This is a genomic window from Candidatus Methanomethylophilaceae archaeon, assembly GCA_017524805.1.
GTDB lineage: Archaea > Thermoplasmatota > Thermoplasmata > Methanomassiliicoccales > Methanomethylophilaceae > Methanoprimaticola.
Genome location: JAFXUX010000023.1, coordinates 1 through 15,325, shown reverse-complemented (window position 1 = coordinate 15,325; position 15,325 = coordinate 1). Strand labels below are relative to the sequence as shown.

13 protein-coding genes are annotated in these 15,325 nt (G+C 56.7%); 10 read left to right on the top strand and 3 right to left on the bottom strand.

Going from position 1 to position 15,325, the window contains the following annotated elements; all coding sequences use genetic code 11:
- Positions 1 to 17: 17 nt before the first annotated feature.
- A complete protein-coding gene (locus IKP20_04625) occupies positions 18 to 764 on the top strand; it encodes a CDP-alcohol phosphatidyltransferase family protein (GenBank protein MBR4504237.1) in 747 nt (248 codons plus the stop codon).
- A gap of 13 nt (positions 765 to 777) precedes the next feature.
- The gene (locus IKP20_04620) at positions 778 to 2,322 is read left to right on the top strand and encodes a hypothetical protein (GenBank protein MBR4504236.1); all 1,545 of its coding nucleotides are present in this window, start codon (positions 778 to 780) and stop codon (positions 2,320 to 2,322) included.
- Between the two features lie 1,161 nt (positions 2,323 to 3,483).
- On the opposite strand, the gene IKP20_04615 is transcribed toward IKP20_04620, so the two are convergent.
- The 3 genes from IKP20_04615 to IKP20_04605 all read right to left on the bottom strand — a co-directional run bounded on the left by IKP20_04615 (position 3,484) and on the right by IKP20_04605 (position 6,703).
- Positions 3,484 to 4,749 (bottom strand): alanine--glyoxylate aminotransferase family protein, encoded by a 1,266-nt coding sequence (locus IKP20_04615; GenBank protein MBR4504235.1) that lies wholly within the window; start codon positions 4,747 to 4,749, stop codon positions 3,484 to 3,486.
- 102 nt (positions 4,750 to 4,851) lie between these two features.
- On the bottom strand, positions 4,852 to 6,213 hold the full coding sequence (locus tag IKP20_04610; GenBank protein MBR4504234.1) for an NADP-dependent malic enzyme: 1,362 nt from the start codon (positions 6,211 to 6,213) through the stop codon (positions 4,852 to 4,854).
- 274 nt (positions 6,214 to 6,487) lie between these two features.
- Positions 6,488 to 6,703 carry a hypothetical protein gene (locus IKP20_04605; protein MBR4504233.1) on the bottom strand — a complete coding sequence of 72 codons (216 nt, stop codon included), beginning with the start codon at positions 6,701 to 6,703 and terminating at the stop codon, positions 6,488 to 6,490.
- Positions 6,704 to 6,922: 219 nt separating this feature from the next.
- On the opposite strand from IKP20_04605, the gene IKP20_04600 reads away from it, so the two are divergent.
- From IKP20_04600 to IKP20_04565, 8 genes are all read left to right on the top strand, one after another.
- Positions 6,923 to 8,020, top strand: coding sequence for an ABC transporter substrate-binding protein (locus IKP20_04600; GenBank protein ID MBR4504232.1), 1,098 nt, complete (start codon positions 6,923 to 6,925; stop codon positions 8,018 to 8,020).
- A complete protein-coding gene (locus tag IKP20_04595) occupies positions 8,017 to 9,069 on the top strand; it encodes an iron ABC transporter permease (protein MBR4504231.1) in 1,053 nt (350 codons plus the stop codon). Before IKP20_04600 ends, IKP20_04595 begins: the two co-directional genes overlap by 4 nt.
- Complete coding sequence (locus IKP20_04590) at positions 9,066 to 9,824, top strand: ABC transporter ATP-binding protein (protein MBR4504230.1); 759 nt, start codon at positions 9,066 to 9,068, stop codon at positions 9,822 to 9,824. The genes IKP20_04595 and IKP20_04590 overlap by 4 nt, the downstream gene beginning before the upstream one ends.
- A gap of 16 nt (positions 9,825 to 9,840) precedes the next feature.
- Positions 9,841 to 11,625 carry an ABC transporter ATP-binding protein gene (locus tag IKP20_04585; protein MBR4504229.1) on the top strand — a complete coding sequence of 595 codons (1,785 nt, stop codon included), beginning with the start codon at positions 9,841 to 9,843 and terminating at the stop codon, positions 11,623 to 11,625.
- Positions 11,622 to 13,379 carry an ABC transporter ATP-binding protein gene (locus IKP20_04580; protein MBR4504228.1) on the top strand — a complete coding sequence of 586 codons (1,758 nt, stop codon included), beginning with the start codon at positions 11,622 to 11,624 and terminating at the stop codon, positions 13,377 to 13,379. Before IKP20_04585 ends, IKP20_04580 begins: the two co-directional genes overlap by 4 nt.
- Positions 13,376 to 14,203, top strand: a complete 828-nt coding sequence (locus IKP20_04575; GenBank protein MBR4504227.1) for a class I SAM-dependent methyltransferase — start codon at positions 13,376 to 13,378, stop codon at positions 14,201 to 14,203. Before IKP20_04580 ends, IKP20_04575 begins: the two co-directional genes overlap by 4 nt.
- Positions 14,200 to 14,988, top strand: a complete 789-nt coding sequence (locus tag IKP20_04570) for a class I SAM-dependent methyltransferase (protein ID MBR4504226.1) — start codon at positions 14,200 to 14,202, stop codon at positions 14,986 to 14,988. Before IKP20_04575 ends, IKP20_04570 begins: the two co-directional genes overlap by 4 nt.
- Positions 14,989 to 15,028: 40 nt before the next feature.
- A partial coding sequence (locus IKP20_04565; protein ID MBR4504225.1) for a hypothetical protein occupies positions 15,029 to 15,325 on the top strand: 297 nt, incomplete at its 3' end.

The following is a 15,325-nucleotide window of genomic DNA, read 5'->3' as shown; positions in this document are numbered from 1 at the left end:
AAGAAGGTTACGTTAAGATGAGCATCGATTGGCGCCGTTATATCGAGTGTTTGGACCACGAGAACCTCAACGCGTCCGAGAAGTACGTATACAATCCTCTGGCCGTTCCGCTCGGAGGGATATGCCTCAAAATCCGCGCCACCCCGAACGCCATAACCGCCTTCTGGGGCCTCCTGATGATCGTCGCTTCCATTGGGTTCTATTTCGGGGATTACATCCTGAACATCCTCTGCGGAATCGCGTGGGTCATCGCATACGCCTTGGACTGCACCGACGGGCCTGTGGCAAGATATACCGGCCTCAAATCACCCCGCGGAGACTACCTGGACGGGGTCAACCACCGCGTATCGTATCCGCTGCTGATGTTCTTCATCGGACATTCCGCGTATGCCGCCGGATGCAAGCCGATATTGGGGTTCGGATTCGATCCCGTGGCGTATCTGATCTTGGGCGTCGCCGCCGGGATCTGCATGGTCCTGATCATCGATCTGACCAACATCTACAACCGCCTGATGCCGGAAGAAACCATAGACGGGAACGAGGGGTCCCTCGGAGTGGAAGGGAAAAGGTTCGCCGGCAGGAAAGGCGTCGCCGCGCTTTTCATGCTGAATCCGGTGGCGTTCACCAACATGATCGTTCTGATACCGATCTTCGCCGCCTTGGACCGCCTTGACATTTTCATAATCTTCTATGGCATCATGTATCCCTTGGGAGCCATGGTCAGATACGCGATATACCTGAGAAAGCTGCCGAAGCCGATGTGAAACTGGTGGATCGATGGCTTTCAACGGATTCTCACTGGAAAAGACCCCTTTGAACATGGTCACCAACGTCATCCGCACCGCGGTCATGGCTCTGGTGGGAATCTGGCTCATACCGTTCTACGTGGATTCGCTGGGAGTGGCCGCCTACGGGATAATCCCCGTCGCCACCACCGTGACCTCTTACGTGATGATACTGACCGACTCGCTGGGGACTGCCAATTCCCGCTACATAACGCTCGCCATCAGGAAGACGGATGACGCCTCGAAATCCATATCCACGGCCCTGTTCGGAATCCTGAGGATATGCCTGATCCTGCTCCCTGTGATCATCCTGATATCTGTCGCAGTGCCTTACGCCATAGACATAAGCGGGAGCACGGTCCGGGATGTCCAAGCCCTGTTCGTGATGGTGCTGGCCGCCTCGCTAATATCTGCGATCCCCTCCGTATTCTTCGGCGTGTACTCCGCATTCAACACCCTGTACGTGTGGTACGGTGCCAGGCTCATCTACACTGTCTCCCAGGTCGCCTTGATCCTGTTCATGTTCGGATTCTTCGAGCCGTCCCTGGCCCATGTCGGAGCATCATACATCGGCTCCTCGCTGCTGCTGCTCCTTCTGGTGTACGTCACCGCCAAACGCCAATACCCGAAGATGAAGCTCTCGCCGGAGCTCTACGACAGGAAGCTGTTCAGGACCATGGGCAACCTCGGCGCGTGGGCGATAATAAACCGCGTCGGCAACCTGTTGTACATAGAAGCGTCGCTGATCCTGACGAACGTATATCTGGGATCGGAGGCAGACGCCGGCGTGGCGATAATAGCTTCGTTGGTATCCATGATCCACACCGCCTGCTACTCGATAACCGCCTCTTTGGAGCCGCTGGTTTATGCGTGCTACTCCGACGGAGACATCGACGGGCTGAAAAGACTGACATCAGTCTCGATGAAATTCGTCTCGCTGATGATGGCAATGCCGCTGGCGCTCATCATCGTTTTCGCCCCGCAGGTGCTGCACGCTTGGGTCGGGGATGAGTTCGGATATCTGTCGGCGGCGGTCGCCATATCTTTGGCCGGGGACATAGCGGTATGCGCTTACACCGTGCTCCAGGACGTGCCCGTGATATATCTCAAGGTGAAAGAGCTGACCCTGCCGACGTTCGCCTTCGGCTTCCTGAACATCGCCGTTACGGCGGCCCTACTGAGCTTCACCGGCATGGGGATCGACGGAGTGATAACGATATGGCTGGTATGCACTCTGGGATTCACTTTCTCGGCAATACCTCTCGCCGCCAGGATGATGGGGGCTCCGCTGAGGCTCTATCTGGCGCCGATTGCCGAAGGGTATTGCGTCATGGCCCTTTGCATGGGAGGATTGTGGGCACTCTCCCAGGCAGTCTCGATCCCTGGAACGTGGACCGCAATAATCCCTCTCTTCGCCGCCGTATTCTTGGCCTACGCATTCGCTGTCCTCCGCTTCTCCAAGGAAGAGGACAAAAAAATCCTCCTTTCGATAATGCCGGATGGCCTCAGGAAAATAGCCGCCAAGGTCATGGGCTGACAGCCATATGATGGAATGACTCGAATGATTACGATTTTTATCATTTCTTTCGAATGAGTCTGCCTTCTTCTTAATTGCGAAAAATTGAATTTACGCAATTATGATTTTCGTTATTTGCAGAAAATAGTTTTTTCGCAATTAACGGTTCCAACCCAAAACGTGTGTGAAGCATTTGCCATCGATAAGGAGGTGCAATTAGCGAAATCAAAGGCGCAAAATCTGCACACAGGCCATTATCACATCGCATATGCATACATGTTCTGCTCCTCGTCCTCAAGAATATCGTCTGGCCTGTCGAATCTGCATTGGAGCGGCATAATCGACGCCTCTTCTTGCAAAGGCTGAATTTCCTGTGAAACGAATGGATTGCGTGAGTTTTACTCCTTTTGGATTATTTGAAGGCAGTTATCGTCTTTGGGCAGTTCCTGTTCAGCATCTTCGCCGCATCCTTTATGATTGTGCCGGTGCCATCGGGAACAGATTAGAAGGCGACAATAATGTATCATTTGCATCAAATCCTTACGACGTTCCTGGCCGGGAATTGTGCGATGCGATCGGAACCGACGGAACAATACTAAACCAAGAGATCGTTGTCGGACCCCGGAGGAATGCTGATGAACGAGACCCAAGCCGCTCTCCTTTCGATGTACAAAGACGTCAAGAGAGTTCTGGAGCGGAACGGTATAGAGTTCTACTGCCATTTCGGGACGGCGCTGGGGGCTGTGAGGCACAGCGGCTTCATCCCATGGGACGACGATATAGATCTGGTCGTATGGGAGAAGGATATTCCAGAGGTCAATCGCGCTCTGTCCGAGGGTTTGGATCCCTCTGATTATTACTACCACATCCCCTCCGCGGACAACCATCCGCACGTGATCTCGCTTGAGAAAGGAGAAGAAGGCCTGATAAACAGGGATGCGCCGTTCATAGACATCTTCCCTATATCGTATTACCCATCAGGGAAGGCCAGGCGGATTCTGACCGACGCCATGATCTGGGGGGATAACATTTCGATATACGCATTGGACCGCGTGAAATCTCCGGCAATCCATAGGCGCCTGAGATGGACCCACGAATCTTTCTCGAAGCTGGCGCGGATGACCGCCGGCGAAAAGTGCGGGCTCACCACGATCCATTCTACCGAATTCAAGGATTACATCTTCAAGAAAGAGGATTACGGGAAGCCAGTAATGCACGCGTTCGAAGACACCGAAATACCGCTCCCGCAGGAGTGGGACCATATGCTGGAACACATGTTCGGCGATTACATGACCCCGCCGCCGGAGGGGGGCCGCAAAGGCGCCGGAGGCTTCCCTTGCGGCGCCTACATCGATTTCGTAAGCGAGAGGAAGAGGCGAGGCACCCTCGCTTGCCCAGAACTTCCTTCAGAGCGTCGAACAGAACGTCATAGTCCTCTTCCGACAGATTCCCGATGTGCCCCACGCGCAGAATCTTCCCGCGGAGGTCTCCGCCGCTGGGCGTCAGGGTGATGTCGTATTCGTCCCTGAGCTTCAGAAACACATCGTACGCATTGCCGTCGAACAGTATCGGAGTCACAGCATTGGAAAGCGGGTAATCCGGCATCGGGATGCCCATCTCGGATGCCCCCTTCCTGAAATACGCCGCGAGATCGGCTGTGCGCTTTATCTTAGCCTCCAAGCCTTCCTTGGCGACCTTCCTGAGCATCGCGTTGAGATCCAAGAGAATCCCGACGGCGGGGGTGAAGGGCGTCTGGCCGCGCTCCTGATCCAGAATGTGGCGTTTGAGATCCAGATAATAAAGGCCGGAGTCCCTGGGAAGAAGCTTCTCCTCGTAAATGCCGCGCCTCATGACCACCGCGGATATGCCTGGAGCCAAGGAGAGGGCCTTCTGGGAGCTGATTATGATGGCATCGATTCCATCCTTCTCCATGTCGATGGGATCGGCCAGGAATGCGCTTATGGCGTCGACGATCAGGTACATCCCTTTGCGCCTGCAGAATGCCGACAGCATCTTTATGTCGTACAGCTGGCCGGTCGAGGTCTCATCCATGTTGACGAGCATTCCGGAATATTCCGTCCCAGCGAACCGAGCCAGATCGCTTTCGGTCAAGGCTTTCCCGAACGGAAGTTCGACGTCGTCGTGAGGTATGCCGTGGGCGTCGCAGATCTCGCAGAAGCGCTTTCCGAACCCACCCCCGCGGATTATCAGAAGGCGGTCCGTGCGCCCGAAGAACCCTGCCACGGACGCTTCCATGGCCCCGGTCCCGGATGCCGTGAGGAACGCGACCCTCGAACCTTCCCCGGCTCCGAGCAGCCCTTTCAGGATGGATTCGGATTCCAGCATGATCTCGGAGAACTGGCTGGTCCTGAAGTAAGGAAGCTGCTTGCCCGATCCCTCAAGGATATCTGGGTACATCATTACGGGTCCGACTGTGAAAAGCCTCATCTTAATCGGTCCGTGTGATGGGTTATCCGATATATAACAATAAGATGGATAAGCAAAAAGTTTGCAGCCCCCGGAAACCCGGGGAGGGGCATGGCCCCGGGATCACTCCTTGTATTCCTTGATGTACCCGTCGGCCATCATCTTGGCGGTGAGTGATCTGGATCTGGTGATCATGAACTCTGCCCTGTCGCGGAGCTCCTGGGCGGAGAGCTTGAGCCTGGCGACTCCCTGCTCCTGGGCCTTCAATCCGACCGCAACCGCTTCCTCGATGAAGGCGTTGGTCTCGGACATGGTCGGCACGATGTAATCCTCGGAGATTCCCTTCTCCTCGGCGGTCTTGGCCAGGGATTTGGCGGCGGCGATGCACATCTCGTCGGTGATGGTCTTGGCCCTCACGTCGAGCACACCGCGGAAGATCGCGGGGAATCCCATGGAGTTGTTGACCTGGTTGGGGAAGTCGGACCTTCCGGTGGCGAACACCTTGCATCCGTGCTCCTTGGCCTCCCAAGGCCAGATCTCGGGCACGGGGTTGGCGGTGGCGAAGATGATCGGGTCATCGGCCATGAGATCGACGTATTCCGGCGGGATCGTCCCGGGCCCGGGCTTGGATGCGGCGATGACGATATCGGCGTCCTTGAACGCTTCCTTCATGCCTCCGGTCTTGCCGGCTCCGTTGGTCTTCTTGCATATCTCCCACTTCTGCCTGAAGCTGCCCTCGACATCCTTCCTCTCGAGGTTCAGAATTCCCTTGGAATCGCACATGCACATGTTCTCGGGCTTGAATCCGGTGGCAAGCATAAGCCTGGCGATGGCTATGGAGGCCGCTCCGGCTCCGATGACGGTGATGCGGGACTCCTCGAGCTTCTTTCCGACGAGCTTCATGGCGTTGATCGCTCCGGCGACCTCGACGGTGGCGGTTCCCTGCTGGTCATCGTGCCAGACGGGGATCTTGCAGTCCCTCCTGAGCTCGTCCAAAATGTCGAAGCACTTGGGGTTGGAGATGTCCTCGAGGTTTATTCCGCCGAAGGAAGGCGCGATGAGCCTCACGGTCTCGATGATCTTGTCGGGATCCTTGGTGTCCAGGCATATCGGGACGCAATCGACTCCTCCGAGGTACTTGAACAGCATTCCCTTGCCTTCCATGACGGGCATGGCGGCTTCGGGGCCGATGTCGCCCAGACCCAAAACGCGGGTTCCGTCAGATACCACGGCTACGGTGTTCCACTTCCAAGTGTGCTCATACACCATATCGGGGTTCTTGGCGATGTCCTTGCAGGGCTCAGCCACTCCGGGAGAATACCAGATCGCGAAATCGTCGAAATTCCTGACGCATGCCTTGGGGACCACTTCGATCTTTCCGCCGTAGTAAGGATGCATCTTCAGGGCGTCCTTTCCGGGCTTCTGAGCTCTCTCCAGCCTCTCTTCGGGGGTCAAATCCTTGTAGTCCTTCTTCTCTGCTGCCATGTTGGTTCACCTATCTCTACGAATTCCGTAAAAAACGGTTCGAAATTTATCATCAGTCATGCCTAATTCCATATTTATATGTAATCTGACGACGAACAACGTAGTCAGAGCTACGATATGCGTTAAAGCGCGCTGATGCCCTCATTTCTGCGATAACCGTTTCCGGACGATATAAACATGGCTACAGCCCCGCTTAGAAAAGCGCACTCAATCCTCCGGCGATATACTGCTGTGCGACAGGAACCGCAGCGGAATTCTGGGCCCGATCCAGACATCAGACTATAGTCTTGCGATATTTTTGGTTCCGGCTGCGAGGATGATCCGGACCCGTCATCGTCACCAATCCCGATTCCAAGGCCGGACGAATGTAGTTCTTCAGGAAGTATGACCTGCTGTTGAGGCCCATGGAATCCATGATGTCATCGGCGCTCATGGCATCCTTGCCCATGGCTGACAGCAAAGCCACCATCTTCTGATCCTTCATATTCATCAGCCCCCCAAAGATGATAGGATGATATCATTGGAGAACTCTATGAACCTCTCGCTTTGCTTATTTTTGATTTTAAAATTTGCCATTATTAAATATATTTAGGCAATCCTAAACAATTAAATATGTTTAGGTATTCCTAAACATGGTGGTTCCATAGACACTAAGCTAATAGCCGTCATCGCGGCAATCGCAGTCGTAATATGCGGCGCAGGGATCTACTTGGCATTCTCCGGCGGATCCAGCCATAACGACGACCGTACGGCCCTCGACCAGCCTATAACGGTGAAGGACGCCCTTGGTTCGGACGTGACCGTGAAGCACAAGATCGATAAGGTCGCGCTTACAGACATATCGACTGTCGAGTTCTTCGCATCCTGTTGGGGGGAAGGATGGGCCGACCACGTCTGCATGATGCCCGGCGATATCTCTTCCAGGGACGCGTCGCTCGGAAAATACATCTATGATACCTGGCCAAACCTCTCCAAGCTGCCTAAATGCCCTGATTTGTTCACTTCCATGGGATCGAACCCCAACGCTGTGGCGGAGAAGATCCTCGATACCGATCCGGACTTGGTGGTTCTTCCCGGTGCGACCATGGCATGGATCACCGGCCTGGAAGGATTCTACAAGCTGTTCTCCAATTCGGGGGTCCCGGTGTTCAACACGATGTTCTACACCAACGGCCTGACGGAGATCGTCGCAGAACCCAACTACGGGTCCATGGGCAAGATCCTCCAGAAGGACGCCCGCTGCAATGCCATCGTCGCCTTCCATAACGAGAAGCTTGCCGTTCTCAAGTCCAAGCTCGCGTCTCATGACAAGAGCGTCAGAATCTACTACGAGATTCCCGGCGTAACCGCGTCCGCATATGGAAGCGTCATAAACATGGGCGTTCCCGAGGTGGATCTTCTCGGAACCAACGTTCTTTCTGGCGTGCCGGTCGACATGGAGTACAACATCGAGAAGATGACGATTGCCGATCCGGACTGGATTTTCATAGTCGACACCTCGTATTATTCCGGCGACCAGTGCATGGGATTCTTCACGAAGAAGGACGACTCCAAAGCCGCCTCCACCCTTTCGCAGTACACCTCCCGCGACGGATGGAGCGATCTCGACGCGGTCAAGGACAAGCATGTGGCTCTCGTATACGGGGAGCTCAGGCACAGCGTGTCTAGCCTCTACACCGCATATCAGATGGCGAACATAATCGACAAGGGCCTCGTCTCCGATGCGGAACTGGCTCAGCTGGAGACGGATCTGGGAACGGTCCTGCCTTGGAAGTTCAGCGGATACTTCGGCTATGTGATGGCATGATCCGGACGGAGGAGGCCGCAGGACGCGCCGTGTACCGGCATCTGAACAAGAGAAGGGCACTGTTCCTAGGCATATCCTTGGGCATCGTGGTCGCGGTCTTCTTCGTCAACATGCTTGTAAATCTTTCTGCCGGCCCAGATGTAGGCATCCGGGCGCTTTTCGACTCTGAATCGGTGCCTCGCAGCGTCTACAACATAATGCATTACTACCGTCTGCCTGAGAGCTGCTTCGGGCTCTTGGCGGGAATCGCGCTCGGAGTGGCCGGGGCGGAGATGCAGACGGTCCTGAACAATCCCCTGTCCGAGCCTTACACCCTCGGGATATCCGCCGCGGCGTCTTTCGGCGCAGCCCTTTCCATCGCCTATGGCATCGGCGCAGGGATTCTTGGAAGCTATTCCACCATCGTTTTGGCCTTCGCGTTCGCGATGCTGGTATGCCTCGTCGTTTCCACGGTGGCTAGTCGGAGGTCCGCCGGCCCGACTACGACTATACTCATAGGGGTCGCGATGCTGTTCTTCTTCCAATCCCTTGTCAGCCTCGTGCAGGCCCTTACCAGCAAGGACGCGGCCACAGGCATAATGTTCTGGATGTTCGGAAGCATAGGCCGGGACTCCAGCTACGAGGACATACTGCTCCTTGCAGCGGTGATCGTCATATGCACGTTATTCTTTGCAATAAACATCTGGAAGCTCACGTCCCTCAAGCTCGGGGACGCCAAAGTAAGCTCCATGGGAATCAACGTTGCCCGTTTGAGACGCAACGTGATTCTGGGCGTATCCGTCCTTACCGCCACGGCCGTCAGCTTCACGGGGACGATCGGTTTCGTCGGACTTGTAGGCCCGCATGTAGCCAGGATGCTGGTGGGAGAGGATCAGAGGTTCTTCCTTCCGATGTCGGCGCTATGCGGAGCGGCGATGGTCCTAGGCGCCTCGATCATATGCAAGATCCTTCCATTCACCTCCGTCCTGCCCATCGGCGTCGTCACTTCGCTCATTGGCGTGCCGTTCTTCGTATACCTCATTTTGAGGAAGAGGTCGGTGATCGGATGAGCCTGACCGTATCCTCGCTTCGTTTCTCATACGGTTCCTTCGAGGTCCTCAAGGGAATAGACGCAGAGTTCATGCCTGGCATCAACGGCATCCTAGGCCCCAACGGGGCAGGCAAATCCACTCTCGCCAAATGCATAGCCGGCGTACTCAAGCCCGCAGGCGGAACCGTCAGATTCGCCGGCGGGGAGGGAAAGCCCTCGATGAGCTATCTGGCCCAAGACTCGCCTCCGATCAGGGACCTATCGGTTCTCGAATACATGCTTCTGGGAAGGGCGGACGAGCTCGGCCTCAAGGTCACGGGGGAGGACATCGACATCGCATACAGGCCGTTGGAGAAGCTGGGCATAGACGAACTGGCGGAGAAGGACATGGGGAATCTGTCGGGTGGGCAGAGGCAGATGGTGGCCATCGCCCAGTGCCTCGTGTCTGAACCCGACTTCATCATCCTCGACGAGCCCACGAACAACCTCGACCTCCGCCGCGAGCTGGACATCTTCCAGATCATGCGTGCGGAATGCGACGACAGGGGCATAACCTGCGTCATGATCCTTCACGATCTCAATTTCGCGTCCAGATTCTCGGACCGTATCGTCGTTATGAACCAGGGCGAGGTGTATTCCTCCGGCACTCCGGCGGTGACGGTCACCGAGGACATGCTTCGCGTCGTCTACGGCGTAGAGGCGGAGATATCGGTCAACTCGAGGGGCATTCCCAACGTCGAACCCATACGTTCGGTGTCCCCGTTCTCTAAATGACAGCAGAGATGGAACAATGAAAAAGAGACATAAATCCAATCGCATAGCGGAATTCGAGAAATACGCCGAGGGCCGGCACGGCTTCATCACCGCGTCTCTTGTGCTTTCAGGTCTCAGCGCGATTCTGTCGGTCATTCCTTTCTATTTCATCTGGCTCGTGGTTCGCGACGCCCTGGACGGCACCACCGACATCATGGTGTTCAACGGACTGATGGCTCTGGGGACCGCCGTGGCCTCCGTCCTGGTATACATCGCGGCGCTGATGGTTTCGCATCTGGCCGCATTCCGTATATCGAAGAACATGAAGAAGGCATTGGTGGGCCATGTGCTGACCCTTCCGCCCGGGGCTTTAGACGAGGACGGCACTGGCAGGATACGCAGGGTCATACAGGACTCCGTCGAATCCACCCACGAGTTCATAGCCCACAACCAGCCTGATCTGGCGGGCTCCAAGGTGCTGCCTTTCGCCATCGTCGCGCTGCTTCTCGTGTTCGACTGGAGGCTGGGAATCGCGGCGATGATTCCCGTCGTCCTCGGAACGTACGTCTCCATGTCCATGATGGGGAAGAGCGCCATGCAGGAGAGCATGGCCATGTGGCAGAATTCGATGGCCGACGTGAGCAACCAGACCGTGGAATATATCCGCGGCATATCCGTCGTCAAGATCTTCCAGCAGACCGTGGAGTCATTCCAGAGCCTGAAGGATTCCGTCGACCGGTGGGCGGAGTACTGCCAGAATTACACGGAGTTGGCACGCAGGCCAATGACGGAGTTCTTCACGCTCATCAACGGATGCATGACGTTCGTGGTGGCGGCGGCCGTCGTGATCATCGAATTCCTGGAGAACGGGAGCGTCAACAACTCCCTCGTCGCCGCCATTGTGTTCTACGTGATTTTCACGCCCCTGATATCCACGCTGATGATGAGGATCATGTTCACGTCCGACCAGACGTACAGGGTGGATGACGCGCTCTCCAGGATAAACGGAGTGCTCGCGATGCAGCCTCTTCCCGAGGCCGCAGCCCCCGAAGAGCCCGAGGACTGCACCCTCAGGTTCGAGCACGTCACGTTCTCCTACTCCCCCGATGCGCCTCCTGCCGTGAAAGATTTCACCCTTGAGATGAGGCACGGCACCGTGACGGCCCTCGTAGGGGCGTCCGGAAGCGGCAAATCCACTGTCGCCGGGCTGGCGTCCAGATTCTGGGACCCGCAGGGCGGGACCGTGTCCCTGGGCGGCAAGGACCTCAGGAACATCTCCACGAAGACCTTGCGCGGAATGGAATGCTTCGTGTTCCAGCACAACCATCTGATAAAGGGCACGTTGATGGACAACGTCAGACTGGGCAGGCCTGACGCGTCCGTCGACGAGGTGAGCAAGGCCTTGGAATCGGCGCAGTGCTCAGACATAATCGCGAAGCTCCCCGACGGGCTGGACACCCTCATAGGTCCGGGCGGCGTCTATCTCTCGGGCGGAGAGGTCCAGAGGGTGGCCATCGCCAGGGCGATCCTCAGGGACTCCCCTATAATCATCATGGACGAGGCAACCGCCTTCGCCGATCCCGAGAACGAGCACCTCATCCAGAAGGCCTTCGAGGAATTGGCCCGCGGACGCACCGTGCTGCTCATAGCGCACCGTCTGACCACCGTGATAAACGCGGACGTGATATGCGTCATGGACGGCGGCTCCATCGTCGAATCCGGTCGGCATTCCGATCTCATGGACATGGACGGAAGGTACAGGACGATGTGGGACGATTATCAGAAGGCGTTGTCCTGGAAGGTCAAGGGGGCTGCCGTATGACCCTTTCGCAGGCCCTCAAGAGGAGGTACGCGCTCTCGGAGACCGGATGGAAGAATTTGAAAGGCGCGGTAAGGGCGTCCGTGATAGTGGATGTCGTGCTCATGATCCCGATGATGCTGACGATCATGTTCATAGCCGACATCGTAGGCGACAACGAATACGACTACGACCTGAACCTGTGGATCTACGCGGGGCTGCTTGCGCTTCTCCTGCTGTGCGTGGGAATCGCGTACAGGTACGAGTACAACCGCTGCTTCTTCGACACCTATCAGGAAAGCACGCGTGTCCGCCTGGGTCTGGCCGAGAGGATGAGGAAGCTTCCGCTGTCGTTCTTCTCCAAGAAGGACCCTACCGACCTGAGCGTGAGGGTGATGGGCGACGTGGCGATGCAGGAGTCGATGCTCTCCCACTGGGTGCCGGCCCTTGTCGCCTCGCTCATATTCACGCCTGTGATCGGGCTGATGACTCTCATATGGTCTCCTCTGATCGGTCTCGCCATAGTATGGCCCATACCGATAGCCTTCGCCATCGTGGTGATGTCCGGAAGGATACAGAAGAAGTACAACAGGGTAAAGTTCGAACGCATGGAGGCCGTCACCGAGATGATCCAGGAATCTCTGGAGTGCTCCGACGACCTCAAGGCCAACGACGCCCAGGCGACCTATATGAAGCGTCTGAACAAGGAGCTCGACGGAGTGGAAAGCGCGGAATTCAGGTACGAGTACATCTGCGCCCTGTTCGTGGTCTCCGCACAGCTGCTGCTGAAGCTCGGAATGGCGACCACCGCCGTCCTCGGATCCATCCTGTTCATCAACGGGGAGCTCCCGCTCATTATGTTGATCGCCGCCGTCGTCATCGTCTCCCGCATATACGCCCCCATAGACACCTCGCTGATGTTTCTGGCCGCCACGCTGTCCACGCATGTGAACTGCGAGCGCATACAGGAGATCAACGACATGCCTCTGCAGGGTGGGAACACGGACTTCTCCACTGATGGCTACGACATAGTTTTCGACCATGTTGGATTTTCCTACGTCGGGGGACACAAGGTTCTGAAGGACGTCTCCTTCACCGCGAAGCAGGGTCAGGTGACGGCGCTCGTGGGACCCTCGGGCGAGGGCAAATCTACGGTGGCCAGGCTATGCACCAGATTCTGGGATATAGATTCAGGAAAGATAACCCTCGGGGGCATCGACATCTCCACCGTGGATCCGGAATCGCTGATGTCGAAGTTCTCAATCGTCTTCCAGGACGTGGTATTGTTCAACACAAGCGTGATGGAGAACATCCGGATCGGAAGGAAAGGCGCCACCGACGAGGAGGTCATGGAGGCCGCCAGGAAAGCTCAGTGCGACGATTTCGTGTCCAGGCTGTCGGAAGGGTATGGCACCGTGATAGGCGAGAACGGAGGGAAGCTGTCCGGAGGGGAGAGGCAGAGGATATCCATCGCCAGGGCCATCTTGAAGGATGCACCCATAATAATCATGGATGAGGCCACCGCGTCCTTGGATACCGAGTCCGAGAGCAGGGTGCAGCAGGCTCTTTCCGAGCTCATCTCCGATAAGACCGTGATCATCATCGCCCACCGCATGAGAACGGTCATGGAAGCTGACAAGATCGTCGTGTTGAAGGGGGGAAGCGTCGTGGAACAGGGAAGCCCCGAGGAGCTGCGTCAGCGGGACGGGACGTTCGCCAACATGGTCAGATTGCAGTCAGGTTCCGGAAACTGGAACATAGGAGGCAGAGGCGCATGAAGGAAAAGGTGACGATAAAGAGGGGGACCCCCCAGGAGACCCTGATGCTCCCGCTGTACGGGAGGTACAAGGCGAACCGGATGTATCCGCAGCTGTTCAAGGACACGACGGCGAAGGAGATCATCGACCGCATAGACTACGACATAGAGCAGTCGGACATGGGGAAGGGGCCCCAGTTCGTGTACGGCATGAGGCAGGACGTGGCTGAAAGGAAGGCGAAGGAGTTCCTGGCCCGGAATCCGAAGGGCATCCTCGTCAACCTCGGATGCGGTTTGGACACCATATTCGACCATATCGACAACGGGGAGTGCAGGATGGTCAACATCGACTTCCCCGAGGTCATGGAGTTCAGGCGGAAGCTGTTCGATCCGAAGGACCGGGAGATCGATATCGGGAAGGATGCCAACGACCATACCTGGATGGACGAGATCGGATTCAATCCCGGGGACAAGGTTTTCGTCATGAGCCTGGGCGTCCTGTTCTATTTCGAGCCGGACGACGTGAAGAGGCTCGTAGACGCCATGGGCAGGCGTTTCCCGGGGGCGACCATGGTCTTCGACTACGAGAACGCCAGGATGCTGGCGAAGTCGAACAAGGCGGTCGTGAAGACGGGAAACAAGGGAGCCTGGATGCCCTTCAGCATGGAGGACGCCAGGAAGGAGGTCGCCGCCTTCTCGGATACGGTGGAATCGGTGGACGTGATGAACGAGATGCCCCCGGAATACGAGGCGCTGCCGTTCTTCTACAAGTGGTTCTTCAAGCGCTGCCTTAGGAAAGAATCCATGACCTTCGCAGAGGTCAGATTCAAGGGGGCGACCGAATGACGGATGGCGTGCCCGATACCTTGTACATCCCCCTGGCCGCGAGGATCTACTCGACGGAGCGCTTCCCGGATTACTTCAGGGACGACGCCGCCCTGAAGCTGAAGGACAGGATACCCGAAGGGGTGACCAAGGGCTCGTCGGAGTATGCCCTGCTGGCATCCGTGGCCAGGTACTACAACACTGATGCCATGGAGAGGGATTTCGTCAGAAGGAACGGAAGGAGCGCCATCGTGCATCTCGGCGCAGGATTGGAGACTGCTTACCTTAGGTTGTCTGACTTGGATGCGCATTTCTACGACATGGACCTCCCGGAGATCATAGGGCTGAGGAGGGAGCTGCTGCCGCCGTCGGACAAGGAGACCCTGATCGCTGGCGACCTGTTCGACATGAAGTGGGCCGACGAGGTCGACAAGTCCCTGCCGGTGATGATCCTCGTCCTGGGGGTGTTCCAGTATTTCCATGAAGAGCAGATCCTGGACGTCATCGGGAGGATGAAGGAAGCCTTCCCAGGGGCGGAGCTCGTATTCGACGCGACTACCACGGACGGGCTGAGATATGCCGCCAAGTACGTGAAGAAGACGGGCAACCAGTCTGCGGCCATGTATTTCGCGGTGGACGACGCCCACGCGTTCTGCGAAAAGACGGGGACGGAATATCTCGAATGCAGGCCGTTCTTCACCGATGCGAGGGTGATGCTAAGGAAAAGGACAGGGTTCTACACCAGGATAGCCATGAAGGTCGTGGACAGGGACTTCAGGGCGAAGCTGATCCGGCTGAGGCTCTGACAATCGATCGACGGGGGATCGCCCTTCCAGGAACTCCACCATGCCGTCGCGGACGTCGTACATCGCTCCGGCCACGATGATGACTGCGTACGACGCCAGGAGGCTGACCGAGCAGGCTTTCGACTTCAGCAAATCGGAGGACAGGAGGCATCGCACCCCGGACAAGCACACGATGATGGGGCGCTCGCTGATCAGATTCGTGGCCCTCATCCTGAAATGCGAGCTCTGTGCGGAGATAAGGGAATCGGGGAGAAGGGAGATGTCCGTAGGCCAGGCCATCGGATACCTCAACACCATCAACTGCCTGAGCTACGGATCGTCGTCAGCATTGTCCGAG

Excerpts from the sequence above, each read along its gene's own strand:
- IKP20_04625 (MBR4504237.1), top strand. The coding sequence starts at position 18 with ATGAGCATCGATTGGCGCCGTTATATCGAGTGTTTGGACCACGAGAAC.
- IKP20_04620 (MBR4504236.1), top strand. The coding sequence starts at position 778 with ATGGCTTTCAACGGATTCTCACTGGAAAAGACCCCTTTGAACATGGTC.
- IKP20_04615 (MBR4504235.1), bottom strand. The coding sequence starts at position 4,749 with ATGAGGCTTTTCACAGTCGGACCCGTAATGATGTACCCAGATATCCTT.
- IKP20_04610 (MBR4504234.1), bottom strand. The coding sequence starts at position 6,213 with ATGGCAGCAGAGAAGAAGGACTACAAGGATTTGACCCCCGAAGAGAGG.
- IKP20_04605 (MBR4504233.1), bottom strand. The coding sequence starts at position 6,703 with ATGAATATGAAGGATCAGAAGATGGTGGCTTTGCTGTCAGCCATGGGC.
- IKP20_04595 (MBR4504231.1), top strand. The coding sequence starts at position 8,017 with ATGATCCGGACGGAGGAGGCCGCAGGACGCGCCGTGTACCGGCATCTG.
- IKP20_04590 (MBR4504230.1), top strand. The coding sequence starts at position 9,066 with ATGAGCCTGACCGTATCCTCGCTTCGTTTCTCATACGGTTCCTTCGAG.
- IKP20_04585 (MBR4504229.1), top strand. The coding sequence starts at position 9,841 with ATGAAAAAGAGACATAAATCCAATCGCATAGCGGAATTCGAGAAATAC.
- IKP20_04580 (MBR4504228.1), top strand. The coding sequence starts at position 11,622 with ATGACCCTTTCGCAGGCCCTCAAGAGGAGGTACGCGCTCTCGGAGACC.
- IKP20_04575 (MBR4504227.1), top strand. The coding sequence starts at position 13,376 with ATGAAGGAAAAGGTGACGATAAAGAGGGGGACCCCCCAGGAGACCCTG.
- IKP20_04570 (MBR4504226.1), top strand. The coding sequence starts at position 14,200 with ATGACGGATGGCGTGCCCGATACCTTGTACATCCCCCTGGCCGCGAGG.